We start from the raw sequence: 14,562 nt of genomic DNA on the forward strand, positions 1-14,562 counted from the left end.
CTGATCCTGTTTTTTTATGCATTTTATAATTTTTTATCATCAATTGAGTTCAGGTAAGCATGCACTTCATCGATGACTGTTTCCAGTGAACCTTCCTCAAATGGAGATTTCAGGTTGGCAAGTTCTACCAGCGAGTTGAACGGCAGTGAGCCGCCGACTTTACATAAGGCGAGATAATCAGCCCAAGCGCCGTCAAAGTCTTCTTTCGCCCGTTTCCAGAACTGCAGCGCGCACACTTGTGCGAGCGTGTAGTCAATGTAGTAGAATGGTGCTCCGAATACATGTCCTTGTCTGTGCCAGAATGCGCCGCTTTCAAGTGGTTCAATTCCATCGTAGTCAATGTGCGGTAAATATTTCTGCTCGATTTTCTTCCATTCCTGACGTCTTTGTTCAGGTGTCAGTTCAGGATTCTCGTAAACCACATGCTGGAATTCATCGACTGCTACACCGTACGGCAGGAATGAAATTGAATCCGTCATATGAGAGAATTTGAATTTATCGGTATCTTCTTTAAAGAACATCTCCATCCACGGATAAGTGAAGAATTCCATACTCATCGAATGAATTTCCGCCGATTCGTATGTCGGGAATGCGTACTCAGGCACTGTCAAATGACGTGACATATACGTTTGGAAGGCGTGTCCCGCCTCGTGTGTCAGTACTTCCACATCGCCTTGTGTACCGTTGAAGTTCGAGAAGATAAACGGCGCTTTATAATCAGCAATCATCGTACAGTAACCGCCGCCTTCTTTACCTTTCTTAGCTTCTACATCGAACAGATTGCGTTCCGTCATGAAGGTGTAGAACTCATCTGTCTCAGGTGACAGTTCTTTATACATCGCTGCACCGTTTTTCATAATATCTTTAGTTTTTCCTTTTGGTGCTGCATTACCAGTAATAAACTCGAAATTTCCATCATAGCTCTTCAGAGAGTTGAGACCGATACGCTCTGCCTGACGTTGTTTCAATTCTGTAACGATTGGTACAACATATTCTTCAACTTGTTTTCTGAACTTCTCGACCATTTTACGGTCGTAGCCGATACGGTTCATGCGGATATATCCGAGTTCTACAAAGTCTTTGTAACCAAGTGTCGTCGCGATTTCATTTCTTGTTTTTACAAGAGCATCGTAAATATTATCGATTTCTTCAAGGTGTTCACCCATGAAGCCCTGGACAGCAAGTGTCGCATCTTTTCTGACTGAACGGTCAGGGTTCTGAGTATACGGAGTGAATTCTGACAGGTTTAATTTCTTGCCGTCGAATTCAATTTCAGCTGACGCAAGCAGTTTATCGTACTGAGTTGCCAGTTTATTTTCTTTTTGAAGCAGTGTTTTAACTGAAGGGTCAAATGATTTTAAAGCATTGTCCGACAGTTTGAAAAGCTGTTCCCCAAAACGAGCTTCCAGTTTATCGCGGAATTTACTTGTCGTGATTGCTTTACGGTATTTGTTAGTAATTTCAGTGAACGATGGATCATTTTCATCGAAGTAGTCGCGTTCTTTGTCGTAGAATTTATCGCGTGTATCAATTGATGAACGGATTGATGCCAATGTCGCCATCGTATCTAGATGATCAAACTCCGTGTTCAGCTTGTCGATTACAGTTACCTGAGCATCTGCAGAATCAGCAGCATCAAATTCTTTCAGCAGTGAATCTACAGTTTTCTCAAATTGTTCTAAATCAGGACGGTCATATTTAAAATCTTCGAACTTTGTTACCATAAATTAATTCCCCCTTAATGGTCTTAACCCGTATTTTAGCATAAGGATTAAAAAGTCTGTTATAAATATGATAGTGTGTATAGTAATAATTTACTGAAATTGGGGTAATATATAAGAGCAATGTCTTATGCATAAATTTAAAATTTAACGAAAAGAGGACGAACGATGAAGAAATTTCTAATACCTATAGGTGTACTGATTGCGGTAATTGTTATTATTGCAATTATGATTGTACCGAGATATAACAGTCTGGTAAATCTCGATGAAGAAGTAAACCAGAAAGAATCACAAATCGAAACGCAGCTGCAGCGACGCGGCGATTTGATCCCGAACCTTGTAAGCACGGTTCAGGGCTATGCATCTCATGAAGAAGAGATATTTACTGATATCGCAGATGCACGCTCAAGACTTGCGGGTGCAAGCGGTGATGTTGAAGAGCTTGCTGAAGCTAACAATGAAATGACAGGTGCTTTATCACGTCTGTTAGCAATTTCAGAGAACTATCCTGATCTGCAGGCGAGTGAGCAGTTTACAGGATTAAGAGATGAGCTTGCAGGTGCGGAGAACCGTATTGCTGTAGCACGTCAGGATTACAACACAGCGGTGCAGGATTACAACCGCAATACAAGAACATTCCCAGGTAACATTATCGCAGGAATTTTTAATTTCGATGAGAAAGCTTATTTCGAAGCGGATGAATCTGCACAGGATGTACCGGATGTGGAGTTTAACACTAATCAAGATGATACAGACGGTGGAGAGTAATGCAAAAAAGCTTTGCTTTTATAGCTGTTGTTCTTAGCGTTTTACTGCTAAGTACGCCTGTAGAAGCAAGAGTGGATTTGCCGGCGCTCAATGAAAGTCATTATTTTGTGCAGGATAATGCAGGTGTACTCAGCGACAGTACAATTAATGAAATTAATGAGAAGGGTACACATCTCGAAGAAGGAACGGGTGCCGAACTGCTTCTAATGACGATGAGTTCAACAGGCCAGGAACATCGTCAGGACTTTGCTCTCCGTGCACTGAGGGAATACGGTGTCGGTAAAGCCGAGAAGGATAACGGCATTGTCATTCTTTTGAATCTCGATAACGATAATGAATTTAATAATCGGGGTATTGAAGTACAGGTCGGTTACGGTGTTGAAGGATACTTAAACGATGCTAAAATAGGACGGATTATTGATAATGTGGCATATGATGATTTAGTTGATGGTAATTACGAGACGGCGCTCAATAATCTGTATACGGCATTATATGAAGAGTCTTTAAGCGCATACGGTTATGAAGACGGTGAATTCACACGTGAAGAACCAGCTGAAGATACAGAATCAGGACAGAATGACAGTATATTCGCTATTCTGATCCGGCTGGCGATATTTATGACAGTACTGTATATCATTTATAAAATGGTATCAGGCGGTGGAGGTTCCGGCGGTTCCGGAGGCTCAGGCGGCAGACGCAGAAGAAGCGGCGGTCCCGTAATATTCTTCCCTCCAAGCGGAGGTGGATTTGGCGGCGGTTCAGGCGGCTTCGGCGGTGGAGGTTTCGGCGGATTTGGCGGCGGCTCCGGCGGCGGCGGCGGTGCTGGACGCGGATTCTAAAATGTTTGAAGAAATAAATAGGCTCGAGAATCTTGATATTAAGATTCTCGAGTTTTTTTGTTATGACACCCGTTCATGCTACGCAAGATCCGATGGGTATACATCCAATAAAAAAGAGCCAAAGTGCCTGGAACAGACAATTTGGCTCGAAATATTTACATAAACAGCGAAATGATAGCATTCAGCTGGTTTTGAATTTCTTCTGCCTCTTCTAAAAAGTCAGCGAAGACAGTCTGCAAGAGTACTACAAGACCATTCATAATAATATGAACCATCACGGGTACTAAGAGACGTCCTGTAATGACATATAAGAAACTGAATACATAAGACATCGATAAATAAATCAGAATATGTGTAAAGTCAGCGTGAGCGACTGCGAATATTAATCCGCTTACGAGCCCTGCAACTAAAAATGCGAGTACTTTCTGTACGGTGCTGTTAACGGGGATTAATTCGTAAATCTCACCGAATATTGCTCTTCTGAACACATATTCCTCAATAATCGGACCAAATAATACAACGACTAAAATCATCCACGGGGAGTTGAATATCATATCGACAATATCTGTCGTATTCTGGCTCTCGACCGGGTTGCCAAGTACGTAAATATTAATGAGACCGGCGGCAATTTGCGACATATAGGCCAGGAACACACCGCCGATAATCCAGACTGTGGTAATCAGACCGTCTGATTGCGATCCGCGTTCGATTCTGTTTTTATTCTTATGCAGATTGCCGATAAGTATTACAATAACTGTGCCAACGGCGAATGAAGCAACTTGATATGGCATCAGTTTTTCAACCAGTTCAGCCGGACCGAGAGAAGGATCCATACCTGTGAAAATTAAGCCGATGGGAAGGAGTGCAAACTGCACTGCCAAAAATGTTAGGATAATTAATAAACTGTATACGCGTCTCACGTTTAAACCTCCAATAATCAATAATTTTATCTTACATTAAAAAGGTAAAAGTCAAAAGTAATACAGTCTTATCACTTGCATTTTTGACCTAATTTGATTATTATGATTACTGTTAGCACTCAATATTGATGAGTGCCAAATCACACAATTAATTTTATAGAATTTAAGATTAATAAGGAGGGCATTTCCGTGTTAAAACCTATTGGAAATCGTGTAGTTGTAGATTTAACAGAGAAGGAAGAAACAACAAAAAGCGGCATCATTTTAACTGATTCTGCTAAAGAAAAACCGCAGGAAGGCACAGTAGTAGCAGTCGGTTCAGGACGTATACTTGAAAATGGTACAAAAGTAGAGCTTGAAGTTAAAGAAGGCGACAGAGTCGTTTATGCAAAATTTGCAGGTACAGAAGTACAACATGGAGATAATGACTATTTAATTCTCTCTGAATCAGAAATTTTAGCAGTAATTGAATAATATAAACATCGCATATAATTCACTTTGGGAGGCAATATAATGGCTAAAGAAATAAAGTTTTCAGAAGACGCACGCCGGTCAATGCTGGCAGGGGTGGACAAATTAGCTAATGCTGTAAAAGTAACATTAGGACCAAAAGGACGTAATGTCGTTTTAGACAAAGCATATTCATCACCGTTAATTACTAACGATGGTGTAACTATCGCTAAAGAAATCGAATTGGAAGACAAGTATGAAAACATGGGTGCAAAACTCGTTGCAGAAGTTGCGAACCAGACGAATGAAATCGCTGGTGACGGTACGACGACAGCAACAGTACTTGCTCAGGCGATGATTCAGGAAGGTCTTAAAAACGTAACAAGCGGCGCGAATCCTGTCGGAATCCGTACAGGAATCGGCATGGCGGTTGAGCGTGCAGTAGAAACATTGCAGGAAGTATCTAAACCTGTTCAGGATAAAGAAGCGATTGCACAAGTTGGTGCGATTTCTGCAGATGACCCTGAAATTGGTAAGTATATTTCTGAAGCAATGGAAAAGGTCGGCAATGACGGTGTCATTACGATTGAAGAATCACGCGGCTTTAAAACTGAACTTGAAGTTGTTGAGGGAATGCAGTTTGACCGCGGATATCTTTCGCCATACATGGTGACTGATTCTGAGAAAATGATTGCTGAACTGGAAAACCCGTATGTACTAATTACGGACAAAAAGATTTCAAGCATTCAGGACTTAGTGCCTTTATTAGAACAAATCGTTCAGCAGTCACGTCCAATCTTAATTATTGCAGATGACGTTGACGGCGACGCAATGACTAACCTGGTATTAAACAAAATCCGCGGTACGTTTAATGTTATCGCAGTGAAAGCACCGGGCTTCGGCGACCGCCGTAAAGCGATGCTTGAAGATATTGCGACGTTAACAGGCGGACAAGTTATTACTGATGAGCTTGGTCTGGAGCTTAAAGATGCAACGCTTGATTTACTTGGTAATGCGAGCAAAGTTCACGTATCTAAAGACGACACGACGATCGTTGAAGGTGCCGGAGATAAAGAAGTAATCTCAGGACGTGTAAACCAGATTAAAGCGCAAATTGAAGAAACAACTTCAAGCTTTGATAAAGAAAAACTTCAGGAACGTTTAGCTAAATTAGCAGGCGGTGTTGCGGTAATTAAAGTTGGAGCTGCAACTGAAACTGAAATGAAAGAACGTAAACTGCGTATTGAAGATGCACTGAACTCTACACGTGCTGCAGTTGAAGAAGGCATTGTAGCCGGCGGGGGAACTGCACTGGTTGAAGTGTACTCCAAAGTTGCGGCACTTGAAGCGGAAGGCGATGTGAAGACAGGAATTAACATCGTACTTAAAGCACTTGAAGCACCACTTCGTCAAATTGTTGAGAATGCGGGGCTTGAAGGTTCTGTTATCGTGCAGCAGCTGAAACAGCAGGATGCTGGAATTGGCTACAACGCGGCAACTGACGAGTGGGTTAACATGATCGATGCAGGTATCGTGGATCCGACTAAAGTAACGCGCTCAGCACTGCAAAATGCAGGCTCAGTAGCGGCAATGTTCTTAACGACTGAAGCAGTCGTAGCGGATATTCCGAGTGAAAACGACGGTCCTGATATGGGCGGCATGGGCGGCGGAATGCCGGGCATGATGTAAAAATAAAACGATTGGTAAGTGGTCTATATTTAATAATAGTTAGTCCATTTGTAACTTAATATGTTTAAAGAAGGTCTTCCATGAGGTTACTAAACCTCGGGAAGACCTTTTTAAAACTCTATTATTGTAGGAAACAATAATATGAGCAGGTGAAAATGTGTTATCTGACAAATCTATTTATTTGTTACTGATGTAAAGTGGTTAGTGAAATATATACGACAAGGAAGAGGAAATATAAGAATAAAAACTTTGAAACTGACATAATTTTATTCCCTTTATGTTTTACCCTTTCCTTTTAATAGCAGAATGAGCAATAAAATCTGTTAATTATCTATTTCAAATAAACCTAACTTTAAAGGAGAATAATTATTTATGAGTGAATATAATGCAGTAGCACCAACTAATACGGATAACGCACCGAAGTTTGACCAGTCTTCTCAGTCAGCAGCGTTTTCACATTACAGCAATTTATCAGCACAGCTGCCAATCGATCCGGCAACTGGCAAATTAGTAGAAGGCGGCGTTAAAGCGCAGGCTGAACAAAGCTTTAAAAATATCGAAGCAATTCTTAAAAACTTCGGCCACGTAATGAGCGATATCGTAAGAATTACTGTTTTCGTTACAGACATCCAGGATGTAGAGGCTGTAAACGAAGTGTTCCACACATTCTTCCCGACATACGTACCAGCTCGTACGAATGTAGCGGTTAATGCTTTACCGATGGATGCTGAAGTTCAAGTTGAAGCACTTGTATCACATGGTGTAGGTACAATTCCTAATGCGCCGCAGGCTGGCGATTTAATTAAATTAACAAACCATACTGCGAATGCACCGGCAAATGCTTTATCTTCACAGACTGTTGCATTCTCACACTACAACAACATTACAGCTCAGCTGCCAATTGATCCTGCAACAGGCAGAATCGTTACAGGCGGAGTAAAAGCAGAAACTGCACAGAGCTTAAAAAATATTAAAGCAATTTTAGCTGGCATCGATGTTCCATTAGATGACATTGTTAAAGTTAATATTTTCGTAAAAGACCTTGCAGATATGGACGCAGTAAACGAAGTTTACTCAACATTCTTCCCGGATTCTGCAATTGCAAGAACTGTTGCATATGTACCGGCGCGTACTGTTATCGAAGCGGCAGACCTGCAGATCGGTGCATTAGTACAAATCGAAGCAGTAGTATCACACGGAGACGGTACGCCGCCACAGGCTATCGAAGACAGACACGGTATTGTAATCAAAGCACACAACACAGAAAATGCACCGGTTGACAGCTTATCTACACAAACTGTAGCATTCTCACACTACAACCACCTGTCAGCTCAACTGCCAATCGACCCTAAAACTGGTAAATTAGTTGAAGGCGGAATTAAAGAACAGACTAAACAGGTTTTAACTAACATTAAAGCGGTTATCGAAAGCGTTGACCACGTAATGGAAGATATGGTTAAAGTAAATATCTTCGTTAAAGACCTTGCAGATATGGATGCTGTAAACGAAGTTTACGCAGAATTCTTCCCTGAAGGCACACCTGCAAGAAGAGTAGTCGGCGTTTCAGCTTTACAGGAAGATGCTCTAATTCAGATTGACGCAATTGCGGGCAACGCTGAAGGCACACCACCGGAAACTAAATAAAATAAGACACAAAAATGCCTCCATATTAATGGAGGCATTTTTTATTCCGGCAATATTCGATGGCCGATTTTTTTAAATATAAACGTGCCGATAAATGTAGTAATCAGCGTCGACAGTCCAACTGTTGCTGCACTGAACCAGTATGGCAGACCGAGTACTAAATACAGTGCCAGTCCGACTAACAGTCCTGCAAGCACGCTGTACTGAAGTGCATTTACCCAGACGTTTTTTATAAAGTAGCTTAATGAATAAGCGATTACGGATATAGTTACACCGACGAAAACGTCGATTAGGCCGAGGCTTGAGAAAACATTTGCGATACCGACTCCAAGAATCATACCTGCGATATATTTACGGTTGAAAAATGGAATAACACACAGCATTTCACTTATTCTGAATTGAATAGCGCCTGTGCCAATAGGGTTAATCACAGTAAGTGCGACATAAATTGCCGCTAAGACGGCATTAACAGCCATGTCTTTAACATTCATATTGCATAATTCTCCTTAGTTTTTTTGACAGGGAGTTTGCGAACCTGTTTTTTTATTTATTGACTGATATCGTTTCTGATATTTCACCGGTTTCGACACCATTTTTAAATGTGCGCTCAATCAGCGTAATATTATCCTGATGATCGACCAGGACAACAGTAGAACATCGCGTTCCATAATCAAAATCAGGAATATCGATAAACAGCGGCGATAATTTCTTTTCCAGGTCGAAATCGACTCCGGTCTTTTGTACGATGTCATCTGCTGCTTGTGAGTCGATGCGGAGCAGGTTGAACAAGGCGTCAACATCTACGTCCTCTTCAGATAATACTTCATCTAATTTGGCTTTTCCAATCACGACTTTCGGCCACGGCGTATCGAGATATTCATTCGATAAACCATGAGTACCGTCGTCGATACGTGAGACATTGTTGTCGTAGTTATTCATGTAATAAAGCTCATCAGGATTCCCGGCGAGCAGATTAAATCCTGCATAGTCACTGCTCGAGGCAGCAAGATTCTTTAAGTAATCTTCAGGATTATCTTTTGAAAGCAAATAATTCACGACGAGTTCACCACGCGATTTTTTAGCTTCCATAGTCATTTCTTCGGGCGTTCGGATATTAGTCAATGCACCTATTTTACCCGATTTTGACACAGCGAGCCAGGTGCCTTTTGCTTTTAAATCACGGCCGCCTAAAATATTCTGATGATCATCCCAGTAATGCATGGATGCAGTCGGACGGGAATAAAACTCGTCGCGGTTAGCTGCAAGCACCATTTTATATTTTTGGTGCGAACCGATATTAAAATTAATAAGACACATCAAAATCACTCCACGGGAATGTTTCCGGCGGCTTGCAGAATACTTCTACGTATTCATCTTTTGTAGGATGTTTAATACGCAGGTAAGTCGAGTAAAGTGCAATCTGCTGACCGACTTTAGCACTCTTGTTATATTTCTGATCGCCAAACAGCGGGTGACCGAAATGAGACAGCTGTACACGGATTTGATGTGAACGTCCTGTGTGAAGTTTTACTTTTACCAGTGAATAATTATTATTTTCAGCTACCATTTCATAGTCCAGCTTAGCCATTTTTGAACCGCGGTGGTTTTTATGAACGACTTTGGAAATATTTTTCTTTTCGTCTTTAAATAAATGGTTCGTTAAAGTACCTTTTTTCTGTTCCAGATGGTTTTCTACAACCGCATGATACTGACGGTCAAAGTTTTGTAATCTTATTTCGTTTGATAATCTTGCAGCTGCTTTTGACGTTTTAGCAAATACTACAGCACCGCCGACTGGACGGTCTAATCTGTGTACCAGCCCTAAATAAACCGCTCCGGGTTTATTGTATTTCTCTTTAATATATTCCTTTAACATAGTTAATAAGTCTTTATCTTCTGAACTGTCTTCCTGGACAGGGATGTTAACCGGCTTATCGACAATGAGTAAATGGTTGTCTTCGTACAATACATTAATATTCACGCATTTCACTCCTTAAAATTCGTAAGTTATATTATACCATCTATACAGTAAATATCTTATCACTTTCGCAATGTTTATTTGATAGAATGGATATAAGTATAAAATCATACTATTAATCATAGAGGTGAATAATGAGAAAACGTTATTTATTTTTAATTATTATTGCCGCTTTAATACTTATACCTCTAATTGTCGCCGGTGTGCGCTATTTTGTTCCAGTGCCTTCGGGGGTATCTTACGAGTCCGAAGAATATCAGACAGATGATGCAGAGTTTTTATACGACCTTACATATACAGATAATAATAAGGGAGTTACTGAGGAACAGGAAGTTTTTGAAGAGATTTATACGATGATTGACGAAGCGGAAGAGTTTCTAGTCCTCGATATGTTTTTATTTAATGATGATTACAATCATGACACGCTCGACTTCCCGCCACTATCGCAAAATTTAACAGATAAATTAACAGCTAAAAAGGCAGAAAATCCGGAAATGGATATTATTTTTATTACGGATAGTATCAATACTTTCTATGATACGTATACACCGCCTCATATTAATGAACTAAAGGAAGCGGGCATAGAAGTAATTTTTACCGACTTAACTAAGTTGCGGGATTCGAATCCCTTGTATTCCGGTTTTTACAGAACATATTTCCAGTGGCTCGGAACGTCTGAAGATCAGTGGCTGGTCAATGCATTAAGACCTCAGGGTCCGGAAGTAAATATACGGTCTTATTTATCGATGCTGAACTTTAAAGCCAATCATAGAAAAGTAATTATTAATGAAAAGAATGGCCTGATTACGTCGGCAAACCCGCATGACGCAAGTGTTCATCATTCTAATATTGCTGTGAAACTAAGCGGGGATATACTTTACGACATGCTGGAAAGTGAACGGGCAGTCGTGAACTTCAGCGGAGGAAATACGAGAGTCTTCAGTGACTTTGCCGATAAACTTCCTGCAAAAACTGAAGAAGATGAAGGGGAGTATACCGTACAGCTGATTACCGAGAAGAAAATTAAAGATAATATAATCCACATGGTCAATAAGGCAGGGGAAGGGGATACACTCTCTGTCGGACTATTTTATTTATCAGATAGAGAAGTCGTGAACGCCTTTAAAGAAGCACTCGACCGCGGTGCAGAAATGAACATGATTCTCGATATTAACCAGGATGCATTCGGGAATGAGAAAAACGGCGTACCGAACCGGCCGGTGGCTGATGAACTGATGAGTCACGAAACACCGGCGGATATTCGCTGGTATAAATCGAGCGGGGAACAGTATCATGCGAAATTTATAATGCTGGAAACTGCCGGTGAAGTTATATTTAACGGCGGCTCTGCTAACTTTACGAGGCGGAATCTCGATGACTATAATCTGGAAACAAACGTGCTGATTACAGCACCGGCAGACAGTGAGTTTGCAGGAGAAGTTACGGGTTATTACAACAGATTATGGACGAATGAAGGTGCAGAATATACGCTGGATTACGACGAAGAAGCGGAAGAATCGCTATTGAAAACAATACTGTACAGAGTACAGGAATTTACTGGGCTCTCGACGTTTTAATTTGAGCAGGCACTCCACTGGGTGTCTGTTTTTTTATGAGTTAAATTTTGCTCCGCAATGAAGCACTGTCATTCCCGAGTAAAGCCGCTTGCTCCGCAATGAGACGCTGTCATTCCCGAGAAAAGCCGTTTGCTCCGCAATGAAGCTCCGTCATTCCCGAGTAAGACACAAAAAAGCCGGGAATTCACCAACCCCGGCCTCACTCAAAATTATATAATTTTTGCACCAAGCGAATTTTCAAAGTGGCCAAGGGCGACTTCATGAGCGTCCAGGTTAAAGCTTGAGACACCGTTTTTATGAATCACAATATCGAAGCCTTTATTGTACGCATCGATTGCTGTATGCAGAATGCAAATATCCGTACACACGCCGATTAAATGAATTTCTTTAATTTCTCTGGCTCTTAAGCGCTGTTCAACATCAGTTCCTGCAAAAGCGGAATAGCGGGTTTTATTTGTGTAATAGACATTTTCACTATCTGAATGCTCCTTATACAGTGCTTCTAGCTCACCGTATAAGTCGCGGCCACCGGTACCAATAATATTATGCGGCGGAAACAGCTTTGTTTCAGGATGATACGGGTCGTTTTCTTCGTGGGCATCAATTGCGAAAATCGTATAATCCCCCTTAACGATAAATTCGCGCGTAATGTTCACGATATAGTCATGCAGCTTTTCGGCAGGTTCACCGGCTGTTAACTTGCCGTCTGCTGCAACAAAGTCATATGTGTAGTCGATATTAAGCAGTGCTTTCATAATAATTATCCCCTTATAAAAAAAGACAATGGCATGCCATTGTCTTTAGTATTCTTATTTTTTGTTTACTGATGCATCGAAGATAGAGTCGATTGCTTCAGCTAAGCTGCTGTCAAATTCTTCAGCAGATTGTGATGCATTTAAGTCGCTTGACAGTGCGCGTGAGAAGCTCGCGATAATGCCGTCATTTTCTTTTAATAAGTTGTTAGCTTCAGTTCTTGTGTAGCCGCCTGAAAGTGCAACAACACGAATGACATTCGGATGATCCACAAGTTCTTTGTACAGGTTAGGTACAGTAGGAATTGTCAGCTTCAGCATTACAAGCTCATCTTCAGCGAGGCCGTTTAGTTCTTCTAAAATAGCATCTCTTAAGATTTCTTCGATTGCTTCTTTATCCTCAGCATTGATGCTTACTTCAGGTTCGATGATAGGTACAAGACCTGCAGCGATAATCTGTTTCCCGACTTCAAACTGCTGTTCTACAACTGCAGTGATGCCTTCTTTGTTAGCTGAAAGTACGTTTGAACGCATTTTCGTTCCAAAGATATGACGGTCGTTTGCACGTGCTAATAAATCCTCAAGATCTGGTATAGGTTTCATCAGCTGCACACCGTTTTCTAAATCTGCAAGTCCTTTGTCGACTTTTAAGAATGGCACGATGCCTTTGTCAGCTAAATAGTTGCCAGTGTACTGTCCTTCAACTTCGCGGTCCATTGTCTGTTCGAAAAGGATTGCACCAAGTACTTTATCAGAAGTGAAAGAAGGTGAAGTAATGATACGTGAACGCATTTCATGTACCATATCGAACATCTCATCTTCATTAGTATACTGATCTTCATTAACACCATATGCTTTTAAAGCTTTTGGCGTACTTCCGCCACTTTGGTCAAGTGCGGCAATAAAACCATGACCTTGTTTTACTTTATCAAGTTGCTCTTGATTCATTAAAAAACACTCCTTTAATAGTTTTCCACTCCTCTATAGTATGCTAAAAAAAGCGCTTTACTGCAAGGCTTAATCTTTAATATCGCTGATGTTTAACTAATCTGTTAAAAGGAAAGATATCGAATATGTTGAATATCAGGAGGTATGTAAAATGACAAATTTAGTTGAGTTAGGCAAATCGGGAATTAAAGTACATCCGATTGCCTTAGGCACGAATTTTGTAGGCGGTTATAATTTATACGGGGATGTTAATGAAGAAGAAGGAAAACAAACAGTACGGGACGCACTTAATACAGGTGTGACAATGCTCGATACTGCATTTATATATGGGCCGAGACGTTCTGAGGAACTGATTGGTGAAGTGTTAAAAGAGTATAATCGGGAAGATGTCGTTATTGCAACGAAAGCTGCACATCGTGAACTGGACAACGGTGATATGGTCGTCGATAACTCGCCGGAATTTTTAAAGCAGGCAGTGGATGATGCACTGGACAGACTGCAGACAAAATATATCGATTTGTTTTATATTCACAACCCGGATGAAGATACTCCGAAAGATGAAGCGGTAGAGGCGCTTTATGAAATGAAAGTGCAGGGCAAGATTAAAGCAATCGGGGTGTCTAACTTTTCAGTTGAACAGCTGGCAGAAGCGAATAAAAATAATCAAGTTGATGTGATTCAGAATCATTACAATCTTTTAAACCGTGAAGCGGAAAAAGAAATGCTGGATTACACATCGGCAAATAAAATTACGTTTATTCCGTATTTTCCATTGGCAGCAGGACTCTTAGCAGGTAAATACGATAAAAACACGAAGTTTGAAGATTTACGTGCAAACCTGCCGTTTTATCAGGAAGATCAGTTTAAAGAAAATCTGGATAAGGTCGATAAGTTAATAGAACTTGCGAGAAAATATGATGAAGATGTTGCACAGCTTGTTCTCGCATTTTATTTAACGAGACCGTCGCTCGATGTAATTATTCCAGGTGCTAAAAAAGGCGAGCAGATTAAAGAAAATATGCGTGCTGCCGATATTGAGCTGGATCCAAAAGACGTAGAATATATCGATGAAATATTTAAAATGAATTAAAAATAAAACACCGGTTAAGAACATTATGATATGTCCTTAACCGGTGTTCTTTATTTATCTCTGTAAAGAATAAGTACTGCAAACGTTGAACCCACGCTGAATTTAATATCAATTACTTCAATATACTGATTGTCGTAAAAGAATTCTGCAATTTTCTTATCGAGTCCTTTTTCCGTCATGGCGGAA

Annotated in this window: 15 protein-coding genes and 1 riboswitch; of the genes, 7 read left to right on the forward strand and 8 right to left on the reverse strand. The window is 40.7% G+C overall.

The features are described from left to right. Nucleotides 1-23: 23 nt before the first annotated feature. Nucleotides 24-1,724, reverse strand: coding sequence for a M3 family oligoendopeptidase (locus tag H625_RS0102835; RefSeq protein ID WP_026858556.1), 1,701 nt, complete (start codon nt 1,722-1,724; stop codon nt 24-26). Between the two features lie 165 nt (nt 1,725-1,889). On the opposite strand from H625_RS0102835, the gene H625_RS0102840 reads away from it, so the two are divergent. Together H625_RS0102840 and H625_RS13955 are read left to right on the forward strand one after the other, a co-directional pair. Beyond that, complete coding sequence (locus H625_RS0102840) at nt 1,890-2,489, forward strand: LemA family protein (protein ID WP_026858557.1); 600 nt, start codon at nt 1,890-1,892, stop codon at nt 2,487-2,489. Further along, nucleotides 2,489-3,328 (forward strand): TPM domain-containing protein, encoded by an 840-nt coding sequence (locus tag H625_RS13955; RefSeq protein ID WP_026858558.1) that lies wholly within the window; start codon nt 2,489-2,491, stop codon nt 3,326-3,328. The genes H625_RS0102840 and H625_RS13955 overlap by 1 nt, the downstream gene beginning before the upstream one ends. 155 nt (nt 3,329-3,483) lie before the next feature. Here H625_RS13955 and H625_RS0102850 read toward each other — a convergent pair whose 3' ends face one another. Then, the gene (locus H625_RS0102850; RefSeq protein WP_026858559.1) at nt 3,484-4,248 is read right to left on the reverse strand and encodes a CPBP family intramembrane glutamic endopeptidase; all 765 of its coding nucleotides are present in this window, start codon (nt 4,246-4,248) and stop codon (nt 3,484-3,486) included. A 189-nt stretch (nt 4,249-4,437) separates the two neighbouring features. Between H625_RS0102850 and groES the strand changes: the two genes are divergently transcribed. From groES to H625_RS0102865, 3 genes are all read left to right on the forward strand, one after another. Continuing rightward, the gene (gene groES, locus H625_RS0102855) at nt 4,438-4,722 is read left to right on the forward strand and encodes a co-chaperone GroES (protein ID WP_026858560.1); all 285 of its coding nucleotides are present in this window, start codon (nt 4,438-4,440) and stop codon (nt 4,720-4,722) included. A 39-nt stretch (nt 4,723-4,761) separates the two neighbouring features. After that, nucleotides 4,762-6,387, forward strand: coding sequence for a chaperonin GroEL (groL, locus tag H625_RS0102860; RefSeq protein ID WP_026858561.1), 1,626 nt, complete (start codon nt 4,762-4,764; stop codon nt 6,385-6,387). Between the two features lie 372 nt (nt 6,388-6,759). Beyond that, nucleotides 6,760-8,031 carry a RidA family protein gene (locus H625_RS0102865; protein WP_026858562.1) on the forward strand — a complete coding sequence of 424 codons (1,272 nt, stop codon included), beginning with the start codon at nt 6,760-6,762 and terminating at the stop codon, nt 8,029-8,031. 41 nt (nt 8,032-8,072) lie between these two features. On the opposite strand, the gene H625_RS0102870 is transcribed toward H625_RS0102865, so the two are convergent. The 3 genes from H625_RS0102870 to H625_RS0102880 form a co-directional block, all read right to left on the reverse strand. Next, nucleotides 8,073-8,522, reverse strand: a complete 450-nt coding sequence (locus H625_RS0102870; protein WP_026858563.1) for a QueT transporter family protein — start codon at nt 8,520-8,522, stop codon at nt 8,073-8,075. Between the two features lie 9 nt (nt 8,523-8,531). Further along, a riboswitch (PreQ1 riboswitch) is annotated at nt 8,532-8,575 on the reverse strand. Further along, nucleotides 8,575-9,348 (reverse strand): NRDE family protein, encoded by a 774-nt coding sequence (locus H625_RS0102875; protein WP_026858564.1) that lies wholly within the window; start codon nt 9,346-9,348, stop codon nt 8,575-8,577. Its footprint overlaps the riboswitch before it by 1 nt. After that, entirely contained in the window at nt 9,335-10,012 is a 678-nt protein-coding gene (locus tag H625_RS0102880) for an RluA family pseudouridine synthase (RefSeq protein WP_026858565.1), read from the reverse strand. The genes H625_RS0102875 and H625_RS0102880 overlap by 14 nt, the downstream gene beginning before the upstream one ends. A 131-nt stretch (nt 10,013-10,143) precedes the next feature. Here H625_RS0102880 and H625_RS0102885 point away from each other — a divergent pair, with 131 nt between their 5' ends. After that, nucleotides 10,144-11,586, forward strand: a complete 1,443-nt coding sequence (locus H625_RS0102885; protein ID WP_035785073.1) for a phospholipase D family protein — start codon at nt 10,144-10,146, stop codon at nt 11,584-11,586. A gap of 209 nt (nt 11,587-11,795) precedes the next feature. Here the strand turns inward: H625_RS0102885 and H625_RS0102890 are convergent, their stop codons facing one another. Next, entirely contained in the window at nt 11,796-12,341 is a 546-nt protein-coding gene (locus H625_RS0102890; protein WP_211222569.1) for a cysteine hydrolase family protein, read from the reverse strand. Nucleotides 12,342-12,395: 54 nt separating this feature from the next. Then, nucleotides 12,396-13,286, reverse strand: a complete 891-nt coding sequence (locus H625_RS0102895; protein ID WP_026858568.1) for a fructose bisphosphate aldolase — start codon at nt 13,284-13,286, stop codon at nt 12,396-12,398. Between the two features lie 151 nt (nt 13,287-13,437). Here H625_RS0102895 and H625_RS0102900 point away from each other — a divergent pair, with 151 nt between their 5' ends. Continuing rightward, the gene (locus tag H625_RS0102900; protein ID WP_026858569.1) at nt 13,438-14,376 is read left to right on the forward strand and encodes an aldo/keto reductase; all 939 of its coding nucleotides are present in this window, start codon (nt 13,438-13,440) and stop codon (nt 14,374-14,376) included. A 50-nt stretch (nt 14,377-14,426) separates the two neighbouring features. On the opposite strand, the gene H625_RS13960 is transcribed toward H625_RS0102900, so the two are convergent. Further along, nucleotides 14,427-14,555 (reverse strand): hypothetical protein, encoded by a 129-nt coding sequence (locus tag H625_RS13960; protein WP_281170639.1) that lies wholly within the window; start codon nt 14,553-14,555, stop codon nt 14,427-14,429. Nucleotides 14,556-14,562: the final 7 nt, after the last annotated feature.

Source organism: Jeotgalicoccus psychrophilus DSM 19085, from assembly GCF_000425845.1.
In the GTDB taxonomy this organism is placed as follows: Bacteria; Bacillota; Bacilli; order Staphylococcales; family Salinicoccaceae; genus Jeotgalicoccus; species Jeotgalicoccus psychrophilus.